Source organism: Streptococcus bouchesdurhonensis (genome assembly GCF_948472335.1).
The window spans coordinates 74,113-100,543 of sequence record NZ_CAOKTW010000003.1 but is presented as its reverse complement, the minus strand read 5'-3'; the positions used below and the strand labels follow the sequence as shown (position 1 = coordinate 100,543).

The window sequence follows — 26,431 nt, the reverse complement described above, 5'->3', positions numbered from 1 at the left end:
GTTCTTTTTGAATTCGTCTAATGCCTAAGTAGAAAGGAGCATAATGCTTAAAGGATCTTGTTTATGTAAAGCAGTGACCTACACTCTAGATGAGGAATTATCGGAATTAGTTTTTTGTCATTGCTCATTTTGTCGGAAAGCAACTGCGTCTGCCTATACAGTTAATGCTAAAGTTAGCAGTGAAAAGCTAGTATTGCATGGAAAAGAAAAGCTTGTTTCCTATAGTTCTTCTCCAGGAAAACAGCGTTATTACTGCCAGAACTGTCATAGTCAAATTTTCACTGTTCAAGAAAATATACCAGAAGTCTGTGCTTTGAAATTAGGTACAATAGATGAAAGCGATCAGAATTTACAAACTGTTCCCAAACGTTATATTTTTCAGGACCCAGCCTTTTCTTGGTTGCTTGAAAAATAAATCTAAGAAGATAATATAAATTAAAGGAGTAAACAATGTCTAAGAAATTAACATTTCAAGAAATTATTTTGACTTTGCAACAATTTTGGAATGACCAAGGTTGTATGCTTATGCAGGCTTATGATAATGAAAAAGGTGCGGGAACAATGAGTCCTTACACTTTCCTTCGCGCTATCGGACCTGAGCCATGGAATGCAGCGTATGTAGAGCCATCACGTCGACCTGCTGACGGTCGTTACGGAGAAAATCCTAACCGTCTTTACCAACACCACCAATTTCAAGTGGTTATGAAGCCATCTCCATCAAACATCCAAGAACTTTACCTTGAGTCTTTGGAAAAATTGGGAATCAATCCTTTGGAACACGATATTCGTTTCGTTGAGGACAATTGGGAAAATCCATCGACTGGATCAGCTGGTCTTGGTTGGGAAGTTTGGCTTGATGGGATGGAAATTACTCAGTTCACTTATTTCCAACAAGTTGGTGGATTGGCAACTGGCCCTGTGACTGCGGAAGTTACTTATGGTTTGGAACGCTTAGCTTCTTATATTCAGGAAGTGGATTCTGTCTATGATATCGAATGGGCTGATGGTGTAAAATACGGAGAAATCTTCATCCAGCCTGAGTACGAGCATTCAAAATATTCATTTGAAATTTCTGACCAAGAAATGTTGCTGGAAAACTTTGATAAGTTTGAAAAAGAAGCTGGTCGTGCTTTGGAAGAAGGTTTGGTTCACCCTGCCTATGACTATGTTCTCAAATGTTCACATACCTTTAACCTACTTGATGCGCGTGGTGCCGTATCTGTAACCGAACGCGCAGGCTATATCGCCCGTATCCGTAACTTGGCCCGTGTCGTAGCTAAAACCTTTGTCGCAGAACGAAAACGCCTAGGCTACCCGCTTTTGGATGAAGCAACACGAGCTAAACTCCTAGCAGAAGACGCAGAATAAAGAAAGTGACAAATTACGAAAATGGGCGAACAGTGTGAGCCCTGAACCAGTTGCCGCAGTGATGAAGGTATCCTTAGTGAAGCTAAGGATACTAGGCAAAATTGGAGACTTTTGGCTCCAATTTTAGCAATGAAACAACGAAGTTGATTGCTTGCGTGCCAATCACATAAGGCAAACTGGAAAATAAAAAGATATTTTTCGGAGAAAAAACATGACAAAAAACTTATTAGTAGAACTCGGTCTTGAAGAATTACCAGCCTATGTTGTCACACCAAGTGAAAAACAACTAGGCGAAAAAATGTCAGCCTTCCTCAAGGAAAATCGCCTGTCTTTTGAAGCTGTTCAAACCTTCTCGACACCACGTCGTTTAGCTGTTCGTGTGACTGGTCTTGCAGATAAACAGTCTGATTTGACTGAAGATTTTAAGGGGCCAGCAAAGAAAATTGCCTTGGATAGTGATGGGAACTTCACAAAAGCAGCTCAAGGATTTGTCCGTGGAAAAGGCTTGACTGTTGAAGATATCGAATTCCGTGAAATTAAGGGTGAAGAATATGTCTATGTCACTAAGGAAGAAATTGGTCAAGCAGTTGAAGCCATTGTTCCAGGTGTTGTGGATGTCTTGAAGTCCTTGACTTTCCCTGTCAGCATGCACTGGGCTAACAACACCTTTGAATACATCCGCCCTGTTCACACTTTAACTGTTCTTTTAGATGAAGAAGAGTTTGACTTGGATTTTCTTGATATTAAGGGTGATCGTGTGAGCCGTGGTCATCGTTTCTTGGGGAAAGAAACCAAAATTCAGTCAGCATTGAGCTACGAAGAAGACCTTCGTAAGCAGTTTGTAATCGCGGATCCTCGTGAACGTGAGCAAATGATTGTTGACCAAATCAAAGCAATCGAAACTGAGCATGGTGTACGTATCGAAATTGATGCTGATTTGCTGAATGAAGTCTTGAACTTGGTTGAATACCCAACTGCCTTTATGGGAAGTTTTGATGCCAAATACCTTGAAGTTCCAGAAGAAGTTTTGGTGACTTCAATGAAAGAACACCAACGTTACTTTGTTGTTCGTGATCAAGACGGTAAACTCTTGCCAAACTTCATTTCTGTTCGTAACGGAAACGCAGAGTATTTGGAAAATGTCATTAAAGGAAATGAAAAAGTCTTAGTAGCTCGCTTAGAAGACGGTGAATTCTTCTGGCGTGAAGACCAAAAATTGGTGATTTCAGACCTTGTTGAAAAATTAAACAATGTAACCTTCCATGAGAAAATTGGTTCCCTTCGTGAACACATGATTCGTACTGGTCAGATTGCTATTCTCTTGGCAGAAAAAGCTGGTTTGTCAGCGGATGAAACGATTGACCTAGCCCGTGCAGCAGCCATTTACAAGTTTGACTTGTTGACAGGTATGGTTGGTGAGTTTGACGAACTCCAAGGAATTATGGGTGAAAAATATGCCCTTCTTGCTGGGGAAACTCCAGCGGTAGCAGCTGCTATTCGTGAACACTACATGCCTACATCAGCCGAAGGAGAACTTCCAGAGAGCAAGGTTGGAGCCATTCTAGCCATTGCAGACAAATTGGATACGATTTTGAGTTTCTTCTCAGTAGGCTTGATTCCATCAGGTTCTAATGACCCTTATGCCCTTCGTCGTGCGACGCAAGGTGTGGTTCGTATCTTGGATGCCTTTGGTTGGCACATTGCTATGGACGAGCTGATAGATAGCCTTTATGCATTGAAATTTGACAGCTTGACTTATGAAAATAAGGCAGAGGTTATGGATTTTATCAAGGCTCGTGTTGATAAGATGATGGGTTCTACTCCAAAAGATATCAAGGAAGCCGTTCTTGCAGGATCAAACTTTGTTGTGGCGGATATGTTGGAAGCAGCAAGTGCTCTCGTAGAAGCAAGTAAGGAAGAAGACTTCAAACCTTCTGTTGAATCACTTTCTCGTGCCTTTAACTTGGCTGAGAAGGCAGAAGGAGTAGCTACAGTTGATTCAGCACTCTTTGAAAATGACCAAGAAAAAGCCTTGGCAGAAGCAGTAGAAACACTCGTTTTATCAGGATCTGCCAGTCAACAATTGAAACAACTCTTTGCTCTTAGCCCAGTCATTGATGCATTCTTTGAGAATACCATGGTTATGGCTGAAAATGAAGCAGTCCGTCAAAATCGCTTGGCTATCTTGTCTCATTTAACTCAAAAAGCAGCTAAGCTTGCTCGTTTTAACCAAATTAACACTAAATAAAATTTGATAAACGGACTAAATCTTATCATAAAGGAGAGAAACATGGATCCTAAAAAAATTGATCGTATTAACGAGCTTGCCAAAAAGAAAAAAACAGAAGGCTTGACCCCAGAAGAAAAAGTAGAACAAGCCAAACTACGTGAGGAGTACATAGAAGGTTATCGTCGCACTGTTCGTCACCACATCGAAGGGATCAAAATTGTGGACGAAGAAGGAAATGATGTTACACCAGAGAAACTACGTCAAGTCCAACGTGAAAAAGGTTTACATGGCCGTAGTCTCGATGACCCAAATTCATAATAAATATTCTTTCTTTTAATAAGGATAGATAAAATAATAACCAAAAGACTAGCAGACACAAACTGCTGGTCTTTTGTCACTTAAAAAGGAACCAAAATGGTTCCTAAAACTATTATTAGTTACTTGCGCCAGATGTAGCGTCTGCGCCACCACCGTGACCTCCAGCATCACCTGCATCAGAAGCTCCAGATGTAGCATCTGCATTGCCGTGACCATGTCCGCCAGCAGGAGCTGCAGCATTTCCACCAACTAGACGTTGACCAGTTGTATTGAGGTACCAGTCAAGCCATGGTTGGAAATTAAAGATAATCTCATTAATTCCAGCATATGAACCATCTGGATAGTACATTGCTTGGTAATTATGGGTATTAATAACACCTTCAGGTGTTCCCGGCACAATTGTACGGACATATTCTTGATCCCCGTTACGCAATACGCCGACAACCCATTCAACGTTTTTCATTCTAGAATCTGGCAATGTACCGTGTACTGTTCCTAATCTATTTCCTGATTGAGCACGGACACGTTTACCAAACATTGTATCTGGGTCTTGGTGTGCGTTATTAAAGTACAAGAATTGATTATTATCATCTGCAAATGTCAATTCAAATGGCATTGCTTTCAAGAACATGTCAAGTTGGTTAACTGTCAAGATACCGTGGTCTAATTTAACGTAAGTATCTCCAGAAACAGCTCCAACAAGTTCAGCAGCTTTTTCTACCCATTCAGGATCATCTGGATCAACACCTTGGATAGTAGTTGCAATTGAATTTGTACAATATAAATCTTCTGGCTCAATTGGTTTTGGTTTTTTCAATTTTGAAACGACTCCCACATATTTTACAAAGTTGTCCAAGCATGTTTCAAGGAAATTAACAGTTCCTTCATTCGTGATATTTCCATTAACATCAAAAGCTTCTTTAGCTTTACCAAGAAGGAATTCATTTCCTGGAAGAGTGTAGGCATTGACACCTGGAGCGTCAAGAATCTTACGAAGGTGAACTTGGGCACGAGAAGTACCTTGGTCGTAGTAAGAAGCTCCCACAATCATGACTGGTTTGTTTTCAAATGGATGAACCTCGTATGAAAGCCATTCAAGAACTGATTTAAGAGAAGCTGAGATTGTGTGGTTGTGCTCAGGAGTAGCAATAATGACACCATCAGCACGCGTAATTCTGTTATACAAGAGACGCAATTGGAAGCTTTCGTCCCATTTTTCGTCTTGGTTAAACATTGGAACTTCATCAATTTCGAGAACTTCTAATTCAAATTTGAGTTTGAAGTGACGACGGATGAATTCCAAGAGTTTACGGTTATATGATTGATCGTAGTTTGATCCTACAAGTCCAATAAATTTCATTCTTTTTGGTCTCCTATCTTACAAATTTTCCCAGTCAAAGTCTTCAGCATCTTTGCGAAGTAGGGCTTGTGCGTTGCGCAATTTTTCTGTAATTTTTACAAAGATACGGAAGTCGTCAAAAGTGGCATCTAATTTTTTGATAACATCAAGATCCACTAGAACTCCACTTGGATTGAAGGCTTGAAGAGAATGTGAAAGCAAGAATTCATCTGGAAGGACACTTGCTTTGATTTCTGGGGCATTCAAGATTTGGCGAAGTTGTAATTGGGCACGTGATGAACCAAGCGTACCATATGAAGCACCTGTAATCATGATTGGTTTGTTCAAAAGTGGATAGATACCATAAGACAACCAAGCAAGAGCGCTCATCAAAACAGCTGGGATAGAGTGGTCATACTCAGGAGTACCAATAATAACGCCATCTGCCTCTTCAATTTTAGCAGCAATTTCTAAAATTTCAGCAGGTACTTGCTTGTCAGCTGGTTTGTTGAAGACAGGAATGTCTTTAATTTCAACAAGTTCAATTTCAGCTTTTTCAGCAAAGTGTTTTTGCATGTATTGAAGCAATTGGCGGTTTGTAGAACGTTTTGAATTTGTTCCAACAATAGCAATAAGTTTTAACATGAGATTTCCTTTCTCTTTTTACATAATACAATTTTAAAACTCCATTGAAACATTTGTTTCTATAGAGTAGGAATTCCTGAAGAACAGCTTAGGTGACCTTCCTTATCGATGAGGATAGCTTCGATGCCCTCCAAACTTTCGACTTGCCAGAGGATAGAAGCAGGTCTTTCTCCAAATAGACGAGTTGTCCAGATTTCACCATCAACTGATTTATCAGAGATGATTGTTAGACTCGCTAGTTCCGTTTCAACAGGATATCCTGTTTGGCTGTCAAAAATATGATGGTAATCTTTTCCATCGACAGTCAGGTGACGTTCATAAATGCCTGAAGTCACGACAGATTTATTGACAACAGGGATGGTCATTAAGTGATTTCCCCTCGGATTGGCTGGGTCTTGAATCCCAATTTGCCAAGGCTGATCCCCTCTTGCCTGATTTTTTCCAATAGTCAGGATATTCCCTCCCAGATTGATCAAGGCAGATGTCACTCCCTCTTTTCTCAGAAATTGAGCAACTTTATCCGCACTATAACCCTTGGCTAAACAACCTAGGTCTATCTTCATTCCTTTCTGTTTTAGAAACACAGTAGAAGTAGAAGAATCTAACTCGATATAATGAGGATTGATTAAAGGGAGAATTGATTCGATTTCTTGAGGCTGGGCAACTTTGGCATCTGAAAAACCGATACGCCAGGTTTGAATCAAGGGACCAATGCTGATATTGAGATGGCTAGATGGCGCTAGGCTATGCTCTAATCCAAGTGAAATCAGTTCGAACAGGTCTGGATGAACCTTGACGGGGGCTATTCCAGCTTGATGATTGATTTCCATCAACTCAGATTCTTGGCTATTGGCATTGAAGCGGTATTCGAGCTCTCTGAGTAAATCAAAGGATTTCTGGATCAAGCTATCGGCTCGCTCATCTACTAATGAAATAGTGATAGTAGTCCCCATTAGCCGTTCGGAATGTGAACTAAGAGGCAAGCTACCAACTCCTTTCTTTTATGAAAAGAAGACTGAAATATAGTAAATTTATATTAAATTTAACCCCTTACATTTTCTTTTCATGATACTAGCATACCATAAAGTCAGCGTTTTCACAAATAAAATTTGTAAACTTGTCAAGAAATATGCTCAGAAAATAAAGAGTAATTGTAAGAAAGACTGATAAAATACAGATTATTTACATTTTTTTACAAAAAAAACGGGAAAATTAGCTAAACTCTTGTAAACGCTAACAGTAAATGTTATACTAGAAAGGTAAATTTAAAATTGAAGGTAGGAATTTTTCTATGAGTAAAATCGTTGTAGTTGGTGCTAACCACGCTGGTACAGCATGTATTAACACTATGTTGGATAACTTTGGAAATGAGAACGAAATCGTTGTATTTGACCAAAACTCTAACATTTCTTTCCTAGGATGTGGAATGGCCCTCTGGATTGGTGAACAAATTGACGGTGCTGAAGGCTTGTTCTATTCTGATAAAGAAAAATTGGAAGCTAAAGGTGCTAAGGTATACATGAATTCACCAGTTCTTTCAATAGACTATGATAACAAAGTAGTTACAGCGGAAGTTGAAGGAAAAGAGCACAAAGAATCATATGAAAAATTGATTTTCGCTACAGGTTCTACACCAATCTTGCCACCAATCGAAGGTGTTGAAATTGTTAAAGGAAACCGTGAATTTAAAGCAACTCTTGAAAACGTACAATTTGTGAAATTGTACCAAAACGCTGAAGAAGTGATTCACAAATTGTCTGATAAGAGTCAACACCTTGACCGAATCGCCGTTGTTGGTGGTGGTTATATCGGTGTTGAACTTGCTGAAGCCTTTGAACGTCTTGGAAAAGAAGTTGTCCTTGTTGATATCGTTGATACTGTTTTGAACGGTTACTATGACAAAGACTTCACACAAATGATGGCGAAGAACTTGGAAGACCACAACATCCGCTTGGCGCTTGGTCAAACTGTTAAAGCAATCGAGGGTGACGGTAAAGTTGAACGCTTGATTACTGATAAAGAAACTTTTGATGTGGATATGGTTATCCTTGCAGTTGGTTTCCGTCCAAACACAGCCCTTGCTGATGGAAAAATTGAACTATTCCGTAACGGTGCCTTCCTTGTAGACAAAAAACAAGAAACATCTATCCCAGGCGTTTACGCAGTAGGTGACTGTGCGACTGTTTATGACAACGCTCGTAAAGACACTAGCTACATCGCGCTTGCTTCAAACGCTGTTCGTACTGGTATCGTTGGTGCATATAACGCATGTGGACATGAATTGGAAGGAATCGGTGTTCAAGGATCAAACGGTATCTCAATCTACGGTCTTCACATGGTTTCAACTGGTTTGACTCTTGAAAAAGCGAAAGCTGCTGGTTACAATGCAACTGAAACAGGCTTTAACGATCTTCAAAAACCAGAATTTATGAAGCATGACAACCATGAAGTTGCCATCAAGATTGTCTTTGACAAAGATAGCCGTGAAATTCTTGGTGCACAAATGGTTTCACACGATTCTGCAATCAGCATGGGAATCCACATGTTCTCACTTGCTATCCAAGAGCATGTGACAATTGATAAATTGGCATTGACAGACCTATTCTTCTTGCCACACTTCAACAAACCATATAACTACATCACAATGGCTGCCCTTACAGCTGAAAAATAAAATTTGATGAACTATCTGGCCTTAAGCTAAGGTCAGATAGTTTTTTTAGCCAATCTGTACCCACACAATTACGTTTTTTTTATCTTGTACTTCATTTTAATCTAACTTAAAATGAAATGGTAGCTACCAATACAAATGATGAGGATAAAGAAATGACTGAAAATCGTTATGAACTAAATAAAAACTTGGCACAGATGCTTAAAGGTGGGGTTATCATGGACGTTCAGAACCCTGAACAGGCCCGTATTGCAGAAGCTGCTGGTGCGGCAGCTGTGATGGCCTTGGAGCGGATTCCAGCTGATATTCGTGCAGCTGGTGGGGTTTCACGTATGAGTGATCCAAAGATGATTAAGGAAATCCAAGAAGCGGTTAGCATTCCAGTAATGGCCAAGGTCAGAATTGGGCATTTTGTTGAAGCTCAGATTTTAGAGGCTATCGAAATTGACTATATCGATGAGAGTGAAGTTCTATCTCCAGCTGACGACCGTTTCCACGTGGATAAGAAAGAATTCCAAGTTCCTTTTGTATGTGGGGCTAAGGACTTGGGTGAAGCCTTGCGTCGTATCGCTGAAGGTGCTTCTATGATTCGTACAAAAGGAGAACCAGGTACGGGGGATATCGTCCAAGCTGTTCGTCATATGCGTATGATGAATCAGGAAATTCGCCGCATTCAAAATCTACGTGTGGACGAACTTTATGTTGCTGCTAAGGACTTACAAGTCCCTGTAGAATTGGTTCAATACGTCCATGAGCATGGAAAATTGCCAGTTGTAAACTTTGCTGCTGGAGGTGTTGCAACACCAGCAGATGCTGCGCTGATGATGCAATTAGGGGCAGAGGGCGTCTTTGTCGGTTCAGGTATTTTCAAGTCAGGAGATCCTGTTAAACGAGCGAGTGCTATTGTTAAGGCTGTGACTAACTTCCGAAATCCTCAAATCCTGGCTCAAATTTCTGAAGATTTAGGAGAAGCCATGGTGGGTATTAATGAAAATGAAATCCAAATCCTCATGGCTGAGCGAGGAAAATAGATGAAAATTGGAATATTGGCCTTGCAAGGTGCCTTTGCAGAACATGCAAAAGTGCTAGATCAATTAGGTGTCGAGAGTGTTGAAATCAGAAATCTAGATGATTTTCAGAAACATCAGAGTGATTTGTCGGGATTGATATTACCTGGTGGAGAATCTACAACCATGGGCAAGCTCTTACGTGAGCAGGACATGCTGATTCCCATTCGAGAAGCCATTCTATCTGGCTTACCAGTGTTTGGGACCTGTGCAGGTTTAATTTTGCTGGCTAAGGAAATTACTTCTCAGGAAGAGAGTCATCTAGGAACTATGGATATGGTAGTCAAGCGCAATGCCTATGGGCGCCAACTAGGAAGTTTCTATACGGAAGCAGAATGTAAGGGAGTTGGCAAGATTCCGATGACCTTTATTCGCGGGCCGATTATCAGTAGTGTTGGAGAAGATGTAGAAATTCTAGCAACAGTTGACAATCAAATCGTTGCAGCCCAAGAAAAAAATATGCTGGTAACTTCCTTTCATCCAGAATTGACTGATGATGTAAGCTTGCACCAGTACTTTATCAATATGTGTAAAGAAAAAAGTTGAGAAAAAATTCTCAACTTTTTTACATATAATAAACAATGGCAATGTATTGGAGGGCAGATGCTGCTAGGATAAAGAGATGCCAAATCATGTGGAAATAAGGTTTTTTCTTGGCGTAAAATCCAGCTCCAACTGTATAACAGAGTCCGCCAGTTACCATGAGACTCCAGAAAATTGGCGTTGTTTGACTGATAATGGCAGGAATGATAGCCAGAACCAACCAGCCCATAATCAGGTAAAGAGCAAGGCTAAATTTCTCATTGACTTTTTTAGCAAAGATTTTATAGAGAATACCAAAGATGGTCGTTCCCCACTGGATAGCAATAATCAGATAGCCAAACCAGTTATTCATCAAAGTCAGTACGACAGGTGTATAAGAGCCAGCAATAGCAACATAAATCATAGAATGGTCAATGATTCGCAAGACATATTTGTGGGTCGAACCATAGGCCATAGAGTGATAAATGGTGGATGATAGGAACATGAGAAAGAGACTAATAACGAAAATGGAAACGCCGATAGAGGATAAAAATCCGTGTGTCTCATAACTATAGGTTGATGAAATAGGCAGTAAGATGAGCATGATGACTGCACCTACGGCATGGGTCACACTATTAGCAATCTCTTCTCCGAAACTGAGTTGTTTGCTGAGTTTAAGACTAGTGTTCATTGGATTACCTCCTCTTGAGTATGATCGATTAAGGCTAGGGTTTGATGATAGAGTTTAACGGTTTGGCAGCTGGTTTGGATAATGGGGTTAGCTGGGTCAATTCCTTGGTTCATGTAGTCCACAAAAGCATCGTAGAGTTGGTCTGAACTTGCTTGAGTTTGGAGAGTATTAAGTGTCTGAGCTATTTCTTGAATAGAAAAGACAGACTTGAGGGTTGTGATAGCAATCAAACGGGCAATCTGTTGGCGTTGGTATTTTTTCTTATCAGGTTTTGTCAGGTAACCATGTTTCACATAATTATTGACCATAGATGCTGTCAGGCCCTTGTCTTTATCAAGAGAGATAGGGGCGCAGACCTGATTGACATAGAGTAAAACCTGGTCCAGATAGAGGTCAATGTTTGGAATTTCTGCCCATTTTGGGTAGGAAAAGGTAGTTTTCATTTGCAACTCCTTTTTATCTAGTTTTGATAACTAGATTATAAAATAACAAAAACAGAAAGTCAAGTTTTAACTGCTTGTGAAAAGGCTTAAATTATGCTATGATGGGAGAAACTAGTCAGAAATGAGGAGAAAAGATGGAAATTCGTTTAGCTTTTCCAAATGAAGTAGATACCATCATGCAGGTGATGGAGGATGCTAAAAAATGTTTAGCAGATGCTGGTAGTGACCAGTGGCAAAATGGTTATCCAAATGCTGATATTATTATTGAGGATATTATCTCAGGTCAAGCCTATGTAGCCTTGGAAGAGGGAGAATTACTAGCTTATGCAGCTGTGACCAAGAGTCCAGAGGCAGCCTATGAAGCCATTTATGAAGGAAACTGGCAAGCTGGGGAGTCAGAGTACCTAGTCTTTCACCGTATTGCTGTGGCAGCAGATGTACAGGGACAGGGCGTTGCTCAAACCTTCTTAGAGGGCTTGATTGAAGGTTTTGACTATCTAGATTTTCGCTCAGATACGCATGTTGCAAACAAGGTCATGCAGCATATTTTTGAAAAACTTGGTTTTAAACAGGTTGGTAAAGTGCCTGTTGATGGCGAACGCTTGGCCTATCAAAAATTAAAGAAATAATGCAAAAGATGTACGTAAAAATGCTCTACTTTTCGCCAATAGGAACCTTGTCTTTGGTTGCCGACGAGCAATATCTGTATGGCATTTGGGTGCAGGAGCAGAAGCATTTTGAGAGAGGACTAGGAGATGAGACGATAGAAGCAGTTGTTAGTCATCCAATTTTAGATCCAGTTATTGCTTGCTTAGATGATTACTTTAAAGGCAAGTCTCAGGATTTATCCGACTTGCCCTTGGCTCCAATCGGAACGGATTTTGAAAAGCGAGTTTGGTCCTATCTACAGGGAATTCCTTATGGTCAGACAGTGACCTATGGACAAATAGCCCAAGAGCTACAAGTGGATTCTGCTCAAGCAATTGGTGGGGCAGTGGGACGCAATCCGTGGTCTATCCTAGTACCTTGTCATCGGGTGCTGGGAGCTGGCAAGCGTCTGACAGGTTATGCTGCAGGAGTGGAAAAGAAAGCTTGGCTCTTGGAGCATGAAGGCGCAGATTTTAAAGATATAAAATAGAAAGTGAAAGACATGTTAGAATTTATCGAATATCCAAAATGTTCAACTTGTAAAAAAGCAAAACAAGAATTAAACCAACTCGGTGTGGACTATAAAGCCATCCATATCGTTGAAGAAACACCTAGCCAAGAAGTCATTTTAAATTGGCTAGAAACCTCGGGTTTTGAGTTGAAGCAATTTTTCAACACCAGTGGGATCAAATACCGTGAATTGGGGCTGAAAGATAAGGTAGGAAGTCTGTCAAACCAAGAAGCAGCTGAGTTGCTAGCAAGCGACGGTATGTTGTTAAAACGCCCCATTTTAGTAGAAAATGGAACTGTTAAGCAAATCGGTTATCGAAAAGCTTATGAAGAATTGGGATTGAAATAGTTTTTATCTATCTCTTTGATAGATAAAATATATAACCTCCCTGTTTCAAAGTATGATAAACTAGTAGGTAGACAAAGTCTGTACCTGACCGTAGCAAATAATTTCATTGACGGCAAAAGTATGGTAGAATGAATCATTATCAGGAGAGGATGTTTTTATGAATGTTACAACGATTTTAGCATCAGATTGGTACCAAAACTTGATGCAATTGATTCCGGATGGCAAGCTTTTTAGCTTGCGTTCGGTCTTTGATGGAATCCCGAGAATTGTCCAACAACTTCCAATAACGATTATGTTGACCATTGGTGGTGCTCTTTTTGGCTTGGTTTTGGCGCTTCTTTTTGCCATTGTGAAGATCAATCGTGTCAAAATTTTATACCCCTTGCAGGCCTTCTTTGTTAGCTTCTTAAAAGGGACACCGATTTTGGTGCAACTCATGTTGACCTACTACGGAATTCCTTTGGCTTTGAAAGCTCTCAATCAGCAATGGGGAACTGGTTTCAATATCAATGCGATTCCAGCCGCTGCTTTTGCAATTGTCGCCTTTGCCTTTAATGAAGCAGCTTATGCTAGTGAAACCATTCGTGCAGCCATTCTCTCAGTCAATCCTGGTGAGATTGAGGCGGCACGCAGTCTGGGGATGACCCGAGCGCAAGTTTATCGTCGCGTGATTATTCCAAATGCGGCCGTTGTGGCGACTCCAACCTTAATCAATTCCCTAATCGGCTTGACCAAAGGAACTTCTCTAGCCTTTAGTGCGGGTGTTGTGGAAGTCTTTGCCCAAGCTCAGATTTTGGGTGGAGCTGATTACCGCTACTTTGAACGCTTTATCTCCGTTGCCCTTGTTTATTGGGTAGTCAATATCGGAATTGAAAGCCTTGGTCGTTTCATCGAGAGAAAAATGGCTATTTCTGCACCCGATACAGTGCAAACAGATGTGAAAGGAGACCTTCGTTAATGATTAAGATTTCGAATTTAAGCAAATCCTTTTCAGGACAGACTGTCTTGGATCATCTGAACTTGGATATTCAAAAAGGGGAAGTTGTAGCCTTGATTGGTTCTTCAGGAGCTGGAAAATCAACCTTCCTTCGTAGTCTCAATTATCTTGAAACACCTGACAGTGGCTCTATTCAGATTGATGATTTCTCAGTTGATTTTTCTAAAATCACTCAAGAAGAAATCCTTGCCCTACGCCGTAAGTTGTCTATGGTTTTCCAACAGTTTAATTTGTTTGAACGCCGAACAGCACTTGATAATGTGAAAGAAGGCTTGGTTGTTGTCAAGAAATTATCCGACCAAGAAGCAACCAAGATTGCCAAGGAAGAGTTGGCTAAGGTTGGGCTTTCAGACCGTGAAAACCATTATCCTCGCCATTTATCAGGTGGACAGAAGCAACGGGTTGCCCTAGCGCGTGCACTTGCGATGAAACCAGATGTCTTGCTCTTAGACGAACCAACTTCAGCCCTTGATCCAGAATTGGTCGGCGAAGTAGAAAAGTCTATTGCAGATGCTGCTAAGTCAGGTCAAACCATGATTTTGGTTAGTCATGACATGTCCTTTGTAGCTCAAGTTGCGGATAAGATTCTCTTCCTAGATAAGGGGAAAATCATTGAGTCTGGAACACCGGATGAGATTATCCACCATCCTAAAGAAGAGCGAACAAAAGAATTCTTCGCTAGTTACAAACGGACTTATATTTGATATAATAGATAAAGAAAAACTCAGTTAGCTGGACTAGCTGAGTTTACTCTTTAAAAAAGATAGAAATGAGAGAAATCATGCTACTGCAACTATTTTCTTTATATTTCGAGAGTTTGATCTTGACCACCATCCTCGTCCTGATTTTTTTAGGGATTTGGATTGGACTGAGAGCCATGTCGGGAGTTGATAAGACAGCCAAGGCTCGCCAAGCCCATCTCTATGATATGATTATGATTGGTGTTTTGGTTGTTCCAGTATTATCCTTTGCGGTTATGAGTTTAATTCTTGTTTTCAAGGCATAATCCTTGCGTGATTGACAAGAAAGAGTTAGAATAAAGATAGTTACAACAAGAAAGAAGGAAACTATATGTACGATACTATTATTATCGGTGCTGGACCTGCAGGTATGACTGCAGCCTTGTATGCTGCTCGAAGCAATCTGAAAGTAGGCTTGATTGAAGGTGGTCTGCCAGGTGGTCAGATGAATAATACATCTGATATTGAAAATTACCCTGGATACGCTAATATTAGTGGGCCAGAATTGGCAGAAAAGATGTTTGAACCGCTTGAAAATCTTGGTGTTGAGCACATTTATGGTTATGTTGAAAATGTCGAAGACCATGGTGATTTTAAGAAAGTGATGACTGATGACCAAACATATGAAACTCGTACCGTTATCGTAGCGACTGGCTCTAAACACCGTCCTTTGGGAGTACCTGGAGAAGAAGAACTGAACAGTCGTGGTGTTTCTTACTGTGCCGTGTGTGATGGTGCTTTCTTCCGTGACCAAGATTTGTTGGTAGTTGGTGGCGGAGATTCAGCTGTCGAAGAAGCCCTCTTCTTGACTCGTTTTGCTAAGACTGTTACCATTGTTCACCGTCGTGACCAACTTCGTGCCCAAAAGGTTTTACAAGACCGCGCCTTTGCGAATGAGAAAATCAGCTTTATCTGGGATTCTGTAGTGAAGGAAATCAAGGGTGAAAACAGAGTAGAATCTGTCGTTTTTGAAAATGTGAAAACAGGTCAAGTGACAGAACAAGCCTTCGGTGGTGTCTTTATCTATGTTGGATTGGATCCTCTTAGCGATTTTGTTAAAGAATTGAATATCCAAGATCAGGCAGGTTGGATTGTGACAGATAACCACATGAAAACTGCAGTTGACGGTATCTTTGCAGTTGGAGATGTTCGCCAGAAAGACCTTCGTCAAGTGACAACAGCAGTTGGAGATGGCGCTATCGCAGGTCAAGAAGCTTACAAGTTTATTACAGAACATAGTTAATCATAAAAAAGTTTCCAATCAGATGACTGGAAACTTTTTTATAGTCTATTTCGAAAAACTTCGTACATGAGGATGGCTGCAGCAACACTGGCATTGAGACTTTGAACATGTCCATTCATAGGAATGGTAATCATCTCATCAACTTGTTTTTTGATGTTGCTAGAGATGCCTTTTCCTTCATTTCCGATGATGAGGGCGATTTTCCCTTTTGTATTCCACTTGTGGCAAGGAGTACCATTCATATCCGTTCCAAAGGTCCAGAACCCTTCATCCTTGAGTTTGTCTAAGGTTTGACTGAGGTTGGTCACTCGGGCAATTGGAACGTGTTCAATAGCACCTGTGGCCGTTTTGGCAACGACAGGAGTAACTCCGACAGCACGGTGCTTGGGAATGATGACACCTGAAACGTTGGTCGCATCGGCTGTTCGCAAGATAGAACCTAGATTATGGGGATCAGTTAGACCATCCAGAATCAATAGCAGTGGATTTTCTTCTTGGCGTGTTTTGGCAAGGATGTGATCCAGCTCGCTATAGGCAAATTCAGACACTCGTAGAACAAAACCTTGATGAACAGCACCTTCAGTCATCTCAGTGAGGGATTTTTTTGAGGTCCAAGAAATGGATACCTTCTTTTCTGTAGCCAGTTCCTTGACTTTCTCAACATTCTTACCTCGGAGATCTTCTTGGAGGTAAAGTTTGTTCCCTGTGTTTGCAAGGAGGGCTTCGGTAACGGCGTGGACGCCATAGACAATATCATTTGTTTTCATGCCTCTATTATAACACAAAACCCCGTCTTGCAACGGGATTTTATTTATTCAAGAATCAGTAGACCATCTTTAACTTCAAATGGGTCTTTTTCATTGATACGATCGTAAAACATGATTCCGTTGATGTGGTCAATTTCATGCTGAACAACGATGGAGTTGTAGCCTTTGAGCTTGATACGGTGTTTTTCGCCGTCCTTGTCAAAGTAGTCAACAGTAACGCGAGCATGGCGAACAACATAGCCAGGCACATTGCGGTCAACAGAGAGGCAACCTTCTCCTTCGCCAAGAGCAGCGTCTTGAACAGAGTGAGAGACGATTTTTGGATTGTACATAATGGCTTGTAAGTCGTAGGCTTCCTGCGGAGTTTCACCTTCTTCAACAATGTTTGGTACCAAAACAGCGATAATACGTTTTGAGATATCTAATTGAGGAGCAGCAAGTCCAACACCACCTCGGAGCCCCATCTTTTCAGCCATGACAGGATCTTGGGAATGTTTGAGGAATTGCATCATCTTTTCACCGAGAATGATTTCCTGGTCAGACAAGGGGAAAGTGACTTCCTCAGCAACCGCACGTAGAGTCGGATTCCCCTCGCGGATAATATCGTTCATATCAATTAAATGAGCAGCTTTTGTAATACGTTCTATTGCAGACATTTTCTCTCCTTTCATTACCTCTACATGATATCACAAAATGACAAGGATTGAAAGCATTACGGCATTGAGCTTTTATAGAAAATGCCTACTAGGTTCGATTCAATTGTGAAAGAATTACTTATCTGTGATATAATAAAAAGAAAAGGCTTGCATTAGAAAGTAGGGAGAATGAAGATGCAAAGAAGACAAGATCGAAATCAGCGTGGTTCAGCTTTTCGTTTTATGAGGGGTTTGGTAAACTTTTTTAGGAGTTATCGCAAGTGGAGTAATAAAGGATTTGTGGCCATACTCTTGCTAGCAGTTGCTTTATCAATGGGCTTGGTCTTGTTGTTTGAAAGCTTCCAAGGAATCCCTTTAACCAGTCAAAAAAAGGATGCCATTTCTCAAGAAGCAAATAAGACGAACCAAAATGCTAAAGATCAGGACGAGGAGAAAACTGCTAGAATTATGGCCAACGGGGACCTCCTCTATCACATTCCCATCTATCGTTCTGCTTTAAAAGAAGATGGGACCTATGATTTCCATGAAAATTTTGAATATGTAAAACCATGGCTCAAACAAGCAGACTTGATTTTAGGTGATTTTGAAGGTACTGTGAATAAGGACCACTATTTGGCTGGTTATCCGCTATTTAATGCACCTGGAGAAGTCATGGATGCCATCAAGGATGCCGGTTATCAAGTGCTAGACTTGGCGCATAACCATATCCTAGATTCACAAATAGAAGGTGTGGTTTCAACAGCAGATGCTATTGAAAAGGCAGGAATGACACCTATTGGAGTGTATACGCATGAGTCACGTGATCAAGCTCCACTGGTTATTAAGGAAGTGAACGGTATCAAGGTTGCACTTTTGGCCTATTCTTATGGTTTTAATGGAATTGAGCAAAGTATTTCTCAAGAAGACTATACCCGCTATCTTTCAGACCTAAATGAAGACAAGATGAAGGCTGAAATTGAACGGGCAGAGAAGGAAGCGGATATCACCATTATCATGCCTCAGATGGGTGTGGAGTATCGCTTGGAACCAACTGAAGAACAAAAGGCTCTTTATCACAAGATGATTGATTGGGGAGCTGATATTATCTTTGGAGGGCACCCTCACGTAGTTGAACTATCTGAAACGGTTGAAAAAGATGGGGACAAGAAACTCATTATCTATTCAATGGGGAACTTCATTTCCAATCAACGAATTGAAACCATGCAAGATGAAGAGAATGCTAAGTGGACAGAGCGTGGCGTGCTCATGGATGTGACTGTTAAGAAAAAAGCCGGTAAGACGACAATCGAAACTGCCAAAGCGCATCCTTCTTGGGTAAACCGTACACCAAAAGGAACCTATTCTCCAGAAGGTTATCCACTATTCCTATACCAAACTTATATCTTAGAAGATTTTATCGAGGGTGGTAGTCATCGTGACCAGTTAGATGAAGCGACTAAGGAACGAATTGATACAGCCTACAAAGAAATGAACGAACATGTGGGATTGAAGTGGGACTAGCTTGAATCCAGAGGAAAGTAAATGACGATTAAGGTAATTGCAACAGATATGGATGGGACCTTGCTGGATGCTAGAGGCCAGCTTGATCTCCCACGTTTGGAAAAGATTTTAGATCAGTTGGATCAAAGGGGTATTCGTTTTGTCATTGCGACTGGGAATGAAATTCACCGCATGAGGCAACTACTGGAGCACTTGGTCGATCGGGTGGTTCTGGTTGTTGCAAACGGTGCTCGTATTTTTGAAAACAATGAACTGATTCAGGCTCAGACTTGGGATGATGCCATTGTCGATAAGGCTTTGGCTCATTTTAAGGGTCGAGCGTGTCAGGATCAGTTTGTTGTAACGTCTATGAAGGGTGGTTTCGTCAAAGAAGGTACGATTTTTACAGACCTTGAAAGTTTTATGACTCCAGAAATGATTGAAAAATTCTACCAACGGATGCAATTTGTGGACGAATTAACCTCTGACCTCTTTGGTGGTGTGCTCAAGATGAGTATGGTTGTTGGTGAGGAACGTTTGAGTTCGGTCTTGGAAGAAATCAATGACCTCTTTGATGGCCGTGTTCGTGCTGTATCGAGTGGCTATGGTTGCATTGATATCCTTCAAGCTGGAATTCATAAAGCATGGGGCTTGGAAGAATTACTCAAGCGCTGGGACTTGACCTCCCAACAAATCATGGCTTTTGGTGACAGTGAAAATGATGTTGAAATGCTTGAAATGGCTGGAATTGCCTATGCGATGGAAAATGCTGATGATAAAGCCAAAGCTGTGGCTACTGCTCTAGCGCCAGCCAATAGCCAAGGAGGAGTTTATCAAATCTTGGAAAACTGGTTAGAAAAAGGAGAATGAAGTGGCAGTACAGTTATTAGAAAATTGGTTACTAAAGGAACAAGAAAAAATCCAAACCAAGTATCGTCACTTAAATCAGGTTTCTGTTGTAGAGCCAGACATTCTTTTTATTGGGGATTCTATTGTCGAATATTATCCTCTGCAGGAACTGTTTGGGACTTCGAAGACGATTGTCAATCGAGGCATTCGAGGGTATCAGACAGGGCTGTTATTAGAAAATCTAGATGCGCATCTGTACGGTGGAGCAGTAGATAAAATTGTCCTTTTGATTGGGACAAATGATATCGGAAAAGATGTGCCTGTGAATGAGGCTCTCAATAACCTCGAAGCTATCATACAATCCATTGCTCGCGATTATCCATTGACTGAGATTAAATTGCTTTCTATTTTGCCAGTCAATGAGGGAGAAGAGTACAAGCAGACAGTCTATATCCGCACGAATGAAAAAATTCAGAAATGGAATCAAGCCTATCAAGAGCTTGCTTCTGCCTATATGCAGGTAGAATTTGTGCCAGTTTTTGATAGTTTGACAGACCAGGCAGGTCAACTCAAAAAAGATTATACAACTGATGGGTTGCACCTTAGTGTTGCTGGTTATCAGGTTTTGACAAAATCTTTGAAAGACTATCTTTTGTAGTTAATTGCTTTCCTTTTTGCATTTTTGTGTTAGATAAGGTATAATGGTTTTATTGTCTTTTGGGGTCGTTACGGATTCGACAGGCATTATGAGGCATATTTTGCGACTCGTGTGGCGACGTAAACGCTCAGTTAAATATAACTGCAAAAAATAACACTTCTTACGCTCTAGCTGCCTAAAAACCAGCAGGCGTGACCCGATTTGGATTGCTCGTGTTCAATGACAGGTCTTATTATTAGCGAGATACGATCAAGTCTTGTCTAGCGGCTTGATAAGAGATTGATAGACTCGCGGTTTCTAGGCTTGAGTTATGTGTCGAGGGACTGTTAAACGAATACATAACCTATGGTTGTAGACAAATATGTTAGCAGATGTTTGGACGTGGGTTCGACTCCCACCGGCTCCATTGATAATTTACATTGTTTTGTAAATCTTTCTAAAACGTTGTTTTTACAACGTTTTTTATTTTATTCTTTGGTATTCTTTTGCAAAAAAAGAATACAACATTTTGTTGTATCCTAAATATTAAATCAAGTCCTGAATTTTCTTAAGTTTTTATCATATTTTCTGTTATAATTAAGGTGCCTTAAGAAAAATAATGAAAAAACTAAATGTTTTTCATATAGTTTTCATTTTTGTGTTATAATTAAGGTGCCTTAAGAAAAATATTAAGGTACCTTAAGAAAAATAATGAAAAAACTAAATGTTTTTCATATAGTTTTCATTGTTTTAATAGTTTAAAGTCAATCTTATTTTTCTCTAATAGAAAATAATGAAAAAGTAGGTTTAGAAAGAGGTAAGTATCTATGTCTTCTCATAAAAAAGTGTCACTCTCTGAGATTAATCAATCTATCGATACTCCAAATAACAATCATTTCTGGCAAAATTTAAATGCCTTTTTAGGTCCGGGTGCTCTTGTCGCAGTTGGTTATATGGATCCAGGAAACTGGATTACCAGTGTAGTCGGTGGTGCTTCCTATAAGTATAGTCTCTTGTTTGTTATCTTGATTTCATCTCTCATTGCCATGCAACTTCAGCAGATGGCAGGAAAGCTTGGTATTGTAACCCAGATGGACCTGGCTCAAGCAACGGCTCATCATTCACCTAAATGGCTTCGTTATAGTCTATGGGTGATTTTAGAATTAGCCTTGATGGCGACAGATCTGGCAGAAGTTCTAGGTTCAGCGATTGCTCTCAATCTTCTCTTTAAGATTCCGATTATGATAGCAATTCTCTTGACCGTGTTGGATGTTTTTCTCTTATTGCTTCTGATGAAATTTGGCTTTAAGAAGATTGAAGCTATTGTGACAACACTGATTTTAACCATTCTAGCAATTTTTACCTATCTGGTAGCTTTGTCACATCCAAGCTTCCAAGGAATCGTTGAGGGTTATCTACCGAATGCAACCTTATTTGAAAGTCCCTTGCCAGGGCATGAAAGTCAATTAACCTTGGCACTAGGGATCGTGGGAGCAACGGTTATGCCCCATAACCTCTATTTGCATTCTTCCTTGTCACAAACTCGGAAAATCAATCACAAGGACAAGAATGATGTTCGAAAAGCCGTGCGCTTTATGACCTGGGATTCAAATCTCCAATTATCCTTGGCCTTTGTGGTTAACTCCCTTCTATTAATTCTCGGGGCGGCTCTCTTTTTCGGCCATGCATCTGAGATTTCTGCCTTCTCTCAAATGTATAATGCCTTGCAGGATTCTACTATTGCAGGAGCTATAGCTAGCTCGACCTTATCAACCTTGTTTGCCTTGGCTTTATTAGCCAGTGGTCAAAATTCGACAATTACGGGTACCTTGACTGGACAAATCGTTATGGAAGGTTTCTTGCATATGAGATTACCTCAATGGTTCATTCGTTTGGCAACTCGTCTCTTTGCCTTGTTGCCTGTCATGATTGTAGCGGTTCTGTTTGGTCATCAGGAAAAAACATTAGATCAGTTATTGGTTTATTCACAAGTCTTTCTTTCGATTGCTCTTCCATTTTCAATCTTCCCACTGATTTATCTAACTTCTAAGAAATCACTGATGGGAGAATTTACCAATGCCAAATGGAATACCATCCTTGGCTATATCGTTTCCATTATCTTAACAATTCTCAATGTGAAATTGTTATTTGATATTTTCTAAGAAATTCACCCGAGTTATAAAACAAGCATATAAGAAAAAAGATACCCAAGATTTCTTGGGTATCTTTTTTAAAATAAACGGAAGACATGGGATTCGAACCCACGCACGCTGTTACACGCCTACCGCGTTTCCAACACGGCCTCTTAAGCCTCTTGAGTAATCTTCCAATACTTACTCAAATAGTCTACCATAAAGGCTCTTATCTTGCAATAAAAATTTTGGAAATAAGAAAAATGATAGATTTTGAAAGAAAATGACAAAAAGCGCTTGACTTTGAAAGAAAGTGTGATAGAATGAATAGTGTAAACGATAACAGGAGGTGATTCAGTGTTAAAAACAGAGCGGAAGCAACTGATTTTAGAGGAGTTAAATCAACATCATGTAGTTTCTCTAGAAAAATTAGTTAGTTTGTTAGAAACGTCAGAATCAACGGTTCGAAGAGATTTGGATGAGTTGGAAGCGGAAAACAAGCTTCGTCGCGTGCATGGTGGAGCAGAATTGCCCCATTCCTTGCAGGAAGAAGAAACCATTCAAGAAAAATCTGTCAAAAACCTTCAAGAAAAGAAGTTGCTGGCTCAGAAGGCAGCCTCTCTCATCAAGGAACAAGATGTCATCTTTATCGATGCTGGAACAACAACTGCTTTTTTGATTCATGAATTGGTTAATAAGAATATTACTGTTGTGACAAATTCGATTCACCATGCCGCTCAGTTGGTTGAAAAGCAGATTCCAACTGTCATGGTTGGAGGAAGTGTCAAGATGGCGACAGATGCTAGTATCGGGGGCGTTGCTCTTAACCAGATTAATCAATTGCACTTTGACCGTGCCTTTATCGGGATGAATGGTGTGGACGATGGTTATTATACGACTCCTGATATGGAAGAGGGAGCTGTGAAGCGTGCTATTTTAGAAAATGCCAAACAGACCTATGTCTTGGTGGATTCGTCTAAAATTGGACAAACTTGCTTTGCCAAGGTAGCACCACTCAAACGAGCTATTGTTATCACAAGTCAAGGGCATGAGCTCTTGCAGGCTATTAAGGAGAAAACGGAGGTAATAGAAGTATGATTTATACAGTCACACTCAATCCATCCATTGACTATATCGTTCGTTTGGAACAAGTCCAAGTCGGTAGTGTCAATCGTATGGACAGTGATGATAAGTTTGCTGGTGGGAAAGGAATTAATGTCAGTCGTGTCTTGAAGCGCTTAGATATTCAAAATACAGCGACTGGATTTATCGGAGGTTTTACTGGTAAATTTATCACAGATACTTTGGTAGAGGAAGAAATCGAGTCACGTTTTGTCCAAGTGGCAGAAGATACTCGTATCAATGTTAAAATCAAAGCAGACCAAGAGACAGAAATCAACGGAACGGGTCCAAATGTCGAACCAGCCCAGTTAGAAGAATTGAAAGCTATTTTATCTAGTCTGACAGCAGATGATACGGTTGTGTTTGCGGGTTCGAGTGCTAAAAACCTAGGAAATGTCATCTACAAGGATTTGATTGCCTTGACGCGGCAGACTGGTGCGCAAGTGGTTTGTGACTTTGAAGGACAGACCTTGATTGATAGTTTGGACTACCAGCCACTTTTGGTCAAACCAAATAATCACGAGCTTGGAGCGATTTTTGGAGTGAAACTCGAAAGTTTAGATGAAATTGAGAAATACGCTCGAGAACTCCTAGCTAAAGGTGCTCAAAATGTGATTATCTCTATGGCTGGTGATGGTGCCCTTCTTGTCACATCTGAGGGAGCTTACTTCGCCAAACCTATCAAGGGAACAGTCAAAAATTCAGTTGGAGCTGGTGACTCTATGGTTGCTGGATTTACAGGTGAATTTGTCAAATCTAAAGATGTAGTAGAATCCTTCAAATGGGGAGTTGCTTGTGGAACAGCAACGACATTCTCAGATGACTTGGCAACGGCAGAATTTATTAAAGAAACATATGAAAAAGTTGAGGTAGAAAAACGATGAAAATTCAAGACCTATTGAGAAAAGATGTCATGTTGCTGGATTTGCAGGCAACTGAAAAAACAGCTGTCATCGAAGAAATGATTAAAAGTTTGGTAGATCACGGTTATGTGACAGATTTTGAAACATTTAAAGAAGGTATTTTGGCACGTGAAGCTTTGACTTCTACAGGTTTGGGTGACGGAATCGCAATGCCTCACAGCAAAAATGCTGCTGTCAAAGAAGCGACAGTTCTCTTTGCTAAGTCAAATAAGGGTGTTGATTATGAGAGCTTGGATGGACAAGCAACTGACCTCTTCTTCATGATTGCGGCTCCAGAAGGTGCCAATGATACTCACTTGGCAGCCTTGGCAGAATTGTCTCAATACTTGATAAAAGACGGTTTTGCTGACAAACTTCGTCAAGTAACATCAGCTGACCAAGTTATCGAACTTTTTGACAAAGCTTCCGAAAAAACTGAAGAGCCTGTTCAAGCACCTACTAATGACTCTGATGAGTTTATCGTTGCTGTTACAGCTTGTACAACAGGTATTGCTCACACTTACATGGCTCAAGAAGCCCTTCAAAAAGTGGCTGCTGAAATGGGTGTTGGAATCAAGGTTGAAACCAACGGTGCTAGCGGTGTTGGAAACCAACTAACTGCTGAGGACATCCGCAAGGCTAAAGCTGTTATCATCGCTGCAGACAAGGCGGTTGAGATGGATCGTTTCGATGGCAAACCATTGATCAATCGTCCAGTTGCTGACGGTATCCGTAAAACAGAAGAATTGATTAACTTGGCTCTTTCAGGAGATGCTGAAGTCTACCGTGCTGCTAATGGAGCAAAAGCTTCGACAGCAAGCAACGAAAAACAAAGCCTTGGTGGTGCCTTCTACAAACACTTGATGAGTGGTGTATCTCAAATGTTGCCATTCGTTATAGGTGGTGGTATCATGATTGCCCTTGCCTTCTTGATTGACGGTGCTTTGGGTGTTCCAAATGAAAATCTTGGTAATCTTGGTTCCTACCATGAGCTAGCTTCTATGTTTATGAAAATTGGTGGAGCTGCCTTTGGTTTGATGCTCCCAGTCTTTGCAGGTTATGTTGCCTACTCTATCGCTGAAAAACCAGGTTTGGTAGCAGGTTTCGTGGCTGGTGCTATTGCCAAAGAAGGTTTTGCCTTTGGTAAAATTCCTTATGCCGCAGGTGGTGAAGCAACTTCAACTCTTGCAGGTGTCTCATCTGGTTTCCTAGGTGCCCTTGTTGGTGGATTTATCGCAGGTGCTTTAGTTCTTGCTATCAAGAAATACGTTAAAGTTCCTCGTTCACTCGAAGGTGCTAAATCAATTCTTCTCTTGCCACTTCTTGGAACAATCTTGACTGGATTTGTCATGCTAGCTGTTAACATCCCGATGGCAGCAATCAACACTGCTATGAATGACTTCCTAGGCGGTCTTGGAGGTGGTTCAGCTGTCCTTCTCGGTATCGTCCTTGGTGGAATGATGGCTGTTGACATGGGTGGACCAGTTAACAAAGCGGCTTATGTATTTGGTACAGGTACGCTTGCAGCGACTGTTTCTTCAGGTGGTTCTGTGGCTATGGCAGCAGTTATGGCTGGAGGAATGGTACCACCACTTGCAATCTTTGTCGCAACTCTTCTCTTTAAAGACAAATTTACTAAAGAAGAACGCAACTCTGGTTTGACAAACATTATCATGGGCTTGTCATTTATCACTGAGGGAGCAATTCCATTTGGTGCCGCTGACCCAGCTCGTGCGATCCCAAGCTTCATCCTTGGTTCAGCAGTAGCAGGTGGCCTCGTTGGTCTTACTGGTATCAAACTCATGGCGCCACACGGAGGAATCTTCGTTATCGCCCTTACTTCAAATGCTCTCCTTTACCTCGTTTCTGTCTTGGTAGGAGCAATTGTAAGTGGTGTGGTCTATGGTTATCTACGTAAACCCCAAGCATAAAACTTATACTCTTCGAAAATCAAATTCAAACCACGTCAGCATCGCCTTGCCGTACTCAAGTACAGCCTGCGGCTAGCTTCCTAGTTTGCTCTTTGATTTTCATTGAGTATTAGATATAAAATGAAAAGATTGGACCGTTTGGTGCAGTCTTTTTCTCTTTCCGAAATGCTTGTGAAAT

General features: G+C 40.7%; 28 protein-coding genes, 1 tRNA gene and 1 other RNA gene. 22 read left to right on the top strand and 8 right to left on the bottom strand.

Going from position 1 to position 26,431, the window contains the following annotated elements:
* The first annotated feature begins 43 nt into the window (after window positions 1–43).
* The 4 genes from QMQ21_RS05985 to QMQ21_RS05970 all read left to right on the top strand — a co-directional run bounded on the left by QMQ21_RS05985 (window position 44) and on the right by QMQ21_RS05970 (window position 3,916).
* Window positions 44–415, top strand: coding sequence for a GFA family protein (locus QMQ21_RS05985; RefSeq protein ID WP_261027585.1), 372 nt, complete (start codon window positions 44–46; stop codon window positions 413–415).
* Between the two features lie 35 nt (window positions 416–450).
* Complete coding sequence (gene glyQ, locus QMQ21_RS05980; RefSeq protein WP_000038733.1) at window positions 451–1,368, top strand: glycine--tRNA ligase subunit alpha; 918 nt, start codon at window positions 451–453, stop codon at window positions 1,366–1,368.
* A 211-nt stretch (window positions 1,369–1,579) separates the two neighbouring features.
* Complete coding sequence (glyS, locus tag QMQ21_RS05975) at window positions 1,580–3,616, top strand: glycine--tRNA ligase subunit beta (RefSeq protein ID WP_261814092.1); 2,037 nt, start codon at window positions 1,580–1,582, stop codon at window positions 3,614–3,616.
* A 42-nt stretch (window positions 3,617–3,658) separates the two neighbouring features.
* Window positions 3,659–3,916 carry a DUF896 family protein gene (locus QMQ21_RS05970; protein ID WP_000371299.1) on the top strand — a complete coding sequence of 86 codons (258 nt, stop codon included), beginning with the start codon at window positions 3,659–3,661 and terminating at the stop codon, window positions 3,914–3,916.
* A 115-nt stretch (window positions 3,917–4,031) separates the two neighbouring features.
* Here QMQ21_RS05970 and QMQ21_RS05965 read toward each other — a convergent pair whose 3' ends face one another.
* Genes QMQ21_RS05965 through QMQ21_RS05955 form a run of 3 tightly spaced genes read right to left on the bottom strand, consistent with a single transcriptional unit; the run spans window position 4,032 to window position 6,883 of the window.
* On the bottom strand, window positions 4,032–5,276 hold the full coding sequence (locus QMQ21_RS05965; protein WP_261814091.1) for an NAD(P)H-dependent oxidoreductase: 1,245 nt from the start codon (window positions 5,274–5,276) through the stop codon (window positions 4,032–4,034).
* 18 nt (window positions 5,277–5,294) lie between these two features.
* On the bottom strand, window positions 5,295–5,900 hold the full coding sequence (locus tag QMQ21_RS05960; RefSeq protein WP_020903507.1) for an NADPH-dependent FMN reductase: 606 nt from the start codon (window positions 5,898–5,900) through the stop codon (window positions 5,295–5,297).
* A 59-nt stretch (window positions 5,901–5,959) separates the two neighbouring features.
* On the bottom strand, window positions 5,960–6,883 hold the full coding sequence (locus tag QMQ21_RS05955; protein WP_004256850.1) for an FAD:protein FMN transferase: 924 nt from the start codon (window positions 6,881–6,883) through the stop codon (window positions 5,960–5,962).
* A gap of 308 nt (window positions 6,884–7,191) precedes the next feature.
* On the opposite strand from QMQ21_RS05955, the gene nox reads away from it, so the two are divergent.
* The 3 genes from nox to pdxT all read left to right on the top strand — a co-directional run bounded on the left by nox (window position 7,192) and on the right by pdxT (window position 10,181).
* Window positions 7,192–8,571, top strand: a complete 1,380-nt coding sequence (gene nox, locus QMQ21_RS05950) for a H2O-forming NADH oxidase (RefSeq protein WP_024057824.1) — start codon at window positions 7,192–7,194, stop codon at window positions 8,569–8,571.
* A 152-nt stretch (window positions 8,572–8,723) separates the two neighbouring features.
* Window positions 8,724–9,599, top strand: a complete 876-nt coding sequence (gene pdxS / locus QMQ21_RS05945; RefSeq protein WP_031237274.1) for a pyridoxal 5'-phosphate synthase lyase subunit PdxS — start codon at window positions 8,724–8,726, stop codon at window positions 9,597–9,599.
* Window positions 9,600–10,181 carry a pyridoxal 5'-phosphate synthase glutaminase subunit PdxT gene (gene pdxT / locus QMQ21_RS05940; RefSeq protein WP_261814090.1) on the top strand — a complete coding sequence of 194 codons (582 nt, stop codon included), beginning with the start codon at window positions 9,600–9,602 and terminating at the stop codon, window positions 10,179–10,181. It begins immediately after the preceding gene.
* Between the two features lie 19 nt (window positions 10,182–10,200).
* Here pdxT and trhA read toward each other — a convergent pair whose 3' ends face one another.
* A complete protein-coding gene (gene trhA, locus QMQ21_RS05935; protein ID WP_001098000.1) occupies window positions 10,201–10,848 on the bottom strand; it encodes a PAQR family membrane homeostasis protein TrhA in 648 nt (215 codons plus the stop codon).
* Window positions 10,845–11,291 (bottom strand): DUF1836 domain-containing protein, encoded by a 447-nt coding sequence (locus tag QMQ21_RS05930; RefSeq protein WP_261814089.1) that lies wholly within the window; start codon window positions 11,289–11,291, stop codon window positions 10,845–10,847. The genes trhA and QMQ21_RS05930 overlap by 4 nt, the downstream gene beginning before the upstream one ends.
* Window positions 11,292–11,425: 134 nt before the next feature.
* Here QMQ21_RS05930 and QMQ21_RS05925 point away from each other — a divergent pair, with 134 nt between their 5' ends.
* The 7 genes from QMQ21_RS05925 (at window position 11,426) to trxB (ending at window position 15,778) form a co-directional block, all read left to right on the top strand.
* A complete protein-coding gene (locus QMQ21_RS05925; RefSeq protein WP_000405856.1) occupies window positions 11,426–11,920 on the top strand; it encodes a GNAT family N-acetyltransferase in 495 nt (164 codons plus the stop codon).
* Window positions 11,920–12,429: a methylated-DNA--[protein]-cysteine S-methyltransferase gene (locus QMQ21_RS05920; RefSeq protein ID WP_020903509.1), complete on the top strand. Its 510-nt coding sequence runs from the start codon at window positions 11,920–11,922 to the stop codon at window positions 12,427–12,429. The genes QMQ21_RS05925 and QMQ21_RS05920 overlap by 1 nt, the downstream gene beginning before the upstream one ends.
* A gap of 12 nt (window positions 12,430–12,441) precedes the next feature.
* Complete coding sequence (locus QMQ21_RS05915) at window positions 12,442–12,798, top strand: arsenate reductase family protein (protein ID WP_000889083.1); 357 nt, start codon at window positions 12,442–12,444, stop codon at window positions 12,796–12,798.
* Between the two features lie 157 nt (window positions 12,799–12,955).
* Window positions 12,956–13,756: an amino acid ABC transporter permease gene (locus QMQ21_RS05910; RefSeq protein WP_001103445.1), complete on the top strand. Its 801-nt coding sequence runs from the start codon at window positions 12,956–12,958 to the stop codon at window positions 13,754–13,756.
* Complete coding sequence (locus tag QMQ21_RS05905) at window positions 13,756–14,499, top strand: amino acid ABC transporter ATP-binding protein (RefSeq protein ID WP_000590982.1); 744 nt, start codon at window positions 13,756–13,758, stop codon at window positions 14,497–14,499. Before QMQ21_RS05910 ends, QMQ21_RS05905 begins: the two co-directional genes overlap by 1 nt.
* 77 nt (window positions 14,500–14,576) lie before the next feature.
* Complete coding sequence (locus tag QMQ21_RS05900; protein WP_000926599.1) at window positions 14,577–14,801, top strand: DUF4059 family protein; 225 nt, start codon at window positions 14,577–14,579, stop codon at window positions 14,799–14,801.
* 65 nt (window positions 14,802–14,866) lie between these two features.
* Window positions 14,867–15,778, top strand: coding sequence for a thioredoxin-disulfide reductase (gene trxB / locus QMQ21_RS05895; RefSeq protein ID WP_261814087.1), 912 nt, complete (start codon window positions 14,867–14,869; stop codon window positions 15,776–15,778).
* A gap of 38 nt (window positions 15,779–15,816) precedes the next feature.
* Here trxB and rlmB read toward each other — a convergent pair whose 3' ends face one another.
* Together rlmB and def are read right to left on the bottom strand one after the other, a co-directional pair.
* Window positions 15,817–16,545 carry a 23S rRNA (guanosine(2251)-2'-O)-methyltransferase RlmB gene (gene rlmB, locus QMQ21_RS05890; protein ID WP_024057830.1) on the bottom strand — a complete coding sequence of 243 codons (729 nt, stop codon included), beginning with the start codon at window positions 16,543–16,545 and terminating at the stop codon, window positions 15,817–15,819.
* 44 nt (window positions 16,546–16,589) lie between these two features.
* Window positions 16,590–17,201, bottom strand: a complete 612-nt coding sequence (gene def, locus QMQ21_RS05885; RefSeq protein WP_045611905.1) for a peptide deformylase — start codon at window positions 17,199–17,201, stop codon at window positions 16,590–16,592.
* Window positions 17,202–17,375: 174 nt separating this feature from the next.
* On the opposite strand from def, the gene QMQ21_RS05880 reads away from it, so the two are divergent.
* The 5 genes from QMQ21_RS05880 to QMQ21_RS05860 all read left to right on the top strand — a co-directional run bounded on the left by QMQ21_RS05880 (window position 17,376) and on the right by QMQ21_RS05860 (window position 22,328).
* A complete protein-coding gene (locus QMQ21_RS05880; RefSeq protein ID WP_261814086.1) occupies window positions 17,376–18,701 on the top strand; it encodes a CapA family protein in 1,326 nt (441 codons plus the stop codon).
* Window positions 18,702–18,722: 21 nt separating this feature from the next.
* Entirely contained in the window at window positions 18,723–19,550 is an 828-nt protein-coding gene (locus QMQ21_RS05875; protein ID WP_000153519.1) for an HAD family hydrolase, read from the top strand.
* A gap of 1 nt (window position 19,551) precedes the next feature.
* Entirely contained in the window at window positions 19,552–20,187 is a 636-nt protein-coding gene (locus QMQ21_RS05870) for an SGNH/GDSL hydrolase family protein (protein ID WP_000290665.1), read from the top strand.
* A gap of 61 nt (window positions 20,188–20,248) precedes the next feature.
* Window positions 20,249–20,596, top strand: a transfer-messenger RNA (tmRNA) gene (ssrA, locus tag QMQ21_RS05865).
* 397 nt (window positions 20,597–20,993) lie between these two features.
* Window positions 20,994–22,328, top strand: coding sequence for an Nramp family divalent metal transporter (locus tag QMQ21_RS05860; protein WP_000094601.1), 1,335 nt, complete (start codon window positions 20,994–20,996; stop codon window positions 22,326–22,328).
* A gap of 78 nt (window positions 22,329–22,406) precedes the next feature.
* Here the strand turns inward: QMQ21_RS05860 and QMQ21_RS05855 are convergent.
* Window positions 22,407–22,494: transfer RNA gene (locus tag QMQ21_RS05855), tRNA-Ser, on the bottom strand.
* A 161-nt stretch (window positions 22,495–22,655) separates the two neighbouring features.
* Between QMQ21_RS05855 and QMQ21_RS05850 the strand changes: the two genes are divergently transcribed.
* Genes QMQ21_RS05850 through QMQ21_RS05840 form a run of 3 tightly spaced genes read left to right on the top strand, consistent with a single transcriptional unit; the run spans window position 22,656 to window position 26,253 of the window.
* Window positions 22,656–23,396: a DeoR/GlpR family DNA-binding transcription regulator gene (locus QMQ21_RS05850; RefSeq protein ID WP_000920651.1), complete on the top strand. Its 741-nt coding sequence runs from the start codon at window positions 22,656–22,658 to the stop codon at window positions 23,394–23,396.
* Entirely contained in the window at window positions 23,393–24,304 is a 912-nt protein-coding gene (gene pfkB / locus QMQ21_RS05845) for a 1-phosphofructokinase (protein WP_261814085.1), read from the top strand. The genes QMQ21_RS05850 and pfkB overlap by 4 nt, the downstream gene beginning before the upstream one ends.
* Window positions 24,301–26,253: a fructose-specific PTS transporter subunit EIIC gene (locus tag QMQ21_RS05840; RefSeq protein ID WP_261814084.1), complete on the top strand. Its 1,953-nt coding sequence runs from the start codon at window positions 24,301–24,303 to the stop codon at window positions 26,251–26,253. Before pfkB ends, QMQ21_RS05840 begins: the two co-directional genes overlap by 4 nt.
* Window positions 26,254–26,431 lie beyond the last annotated feature (178 nt).

Bases quoted from the DNA above. Each gene is read 5' to 3' on its own strand.
- QMQ21_RS05985 (WP_261027585.1), top strand. From the start codon at position 44: ATGCTTAAAGGATCTTGTTTATGTAAAGCAGTGACCTACACTCTAGAT.
- glyQ (WP_000038733.1), top strand. From the start codon at position 451: ATGTCTAAGAAATTAACATTTCAAGAAATTATTTTGACTTTGCAACAA.
- glyS (WP_261814092.1), top strand. From the start codon at position 1,580: ATGACAAAAAACTTATTAGTAGAACTCGGTCTTGAAGAATTACCAGCC.
- QMQ21_RS05970 (WP_000371299.1), top strand. From the start codon at position 3,659: ATGGATCCTAAAAAAATTGATCGTATTAACGAGCTTGCCAAAAAGAAA.
- QMQ21_RS05965 (WP_261814091.1), bottom strand. From the start codon at position 5,276: ATGAAATTTATTGGACTTGTAGGATCAAACTACGATCAATCATATAAC.
- QMQ21_RS05960 (WP_020903507.1), bottom strand. From the start codon at position 5,900: ATGTTAAAACTTATTGCTATTGTTGGAACAAATTCAAAACGTTCTACA.
- nox (WP_024057824.1), top strand. From the start codon at position 7,192: ATGAGTAAAATCGTTGTAGTTGGTGCTAACCACGCTGGTACAGCATGT.
- pdxS (WP_031237274.1), top strand. From the start codon at position 8,724: ATGACTGAAAATCGTTATGAACTAAATAAAAACTTGGCACAGATGCTT.
- pdxT (WP_261814090.1), top strand. From the start codon at position 9,600: ATGAAAATTGGAATATTGGCCTTGCAAGGTGCCTTTGCAGAACATGCA.
- trhA (WP_001098000.1), bottom strand. From the start codon at position 10,848: ATGAACACTAGTCTTAAACTCAGCAAACAACTCAGTTTCGGAGAAGAG.
- QMQ21_RS05930 (WP_261814089.1), bottom strand. From the start codon at position 11,291: ATGAAAACTACCTTTTCCTACCCAAAATGGGCAGAAATTCCAAACATT.
- QMQ21_RS05925 (WP_000405856.1), top strand. From the start codon at position 11,426: ATGGAAATTCGTTTAGCTTTTCCAAATGAAGTAGATACCATCATGCAG.
- QMQ21_RS05920 (WP_020903509.1), top strand. From the start codon at position 11,920: ATGCAAAAGATGTACGTAAAAATGCTCTACTTTTCGCCAATAGGAACC.
- QMQ21_RS05915 (WP_000889083.1), top strand. From the start codon at position 12,442: ATGTTAGAATTTATCGAATATCCAAAATGTTCAACTTGTAAAAAAGCA.
- QMQ21_RS05910 (WP_001103445.1), top strand. From the start codon at position 12,956: ATGAATGTTACAACGATTTTAGCATCAGATTGGTACCAAAACTTGATG.
- QMQ21_RS05905 (WP_000590982.1), top strand. From the start codon at position 13,756: ATGATTAAGATTTCGAATTTAAGCAAATCCTTTTCAGGACAGACTGTC.
- QMQ21_RS05900 (WP_000926599.1), top strand. From the start codon at position 14,577: ATGCTACTGCAACTATTTTCTTTATATTTCGAGAGTTTGATCTTGACC.
- trxB (WP_261814087.1), top strand. From the start codon at position 14,867: ATGTACGATACTATTATTATCGGTGCTGGACCTGCAGGTATGACTGCA.
- rlmB (WP_024057830.1), bottom strand. From the start codon at position 16,545: ATGAAAACAAATGATATTGTCTATGGCGTCCACGCCGTTACCGAAGCC.
- def (WP_045611905.1), bottom strand. From the start codon at position 17,201: ATGTCTGCAATAGAACGTATTACAAAAGCTGCTCATTTAATTGATATG.
- QMQ21_RS05880 (WP_261814086.1), top strand. From the start codon at position 17,376: ATGCAAAGAAGACAAGATCGAAATCAGCGTGGTTCAGCTTTTCGTTTT.
- QMQ21_RS05875 (WP_000153519.1), top strand. From the start codon at position 18,723: ATGACGATTAAGGTAATTGCAACAGATATGGATGGGACCTTGCTGGAT.
- QMQ21_RS05860 (WP_000094601.1), top strand. From the start codon at position 20,994: ATGTCTTCTCATAAAAAAGTGTCACTCTCTGAGATTAATCAATCTATC.
- pfkB (WP_261814085.1), top strand. From the start codon at position 23,393: ATGATTTATACAGTCACACTCAATCCATCCATTGACTATATCGTTCGT.
- QMQ21_RS05840 (WP_261814084.1), top strand. From the start codon at position 24,301: ATGAAAATTCAAGACCTATTGAGAAAAGATGTCATGTTGCTGGATTTG.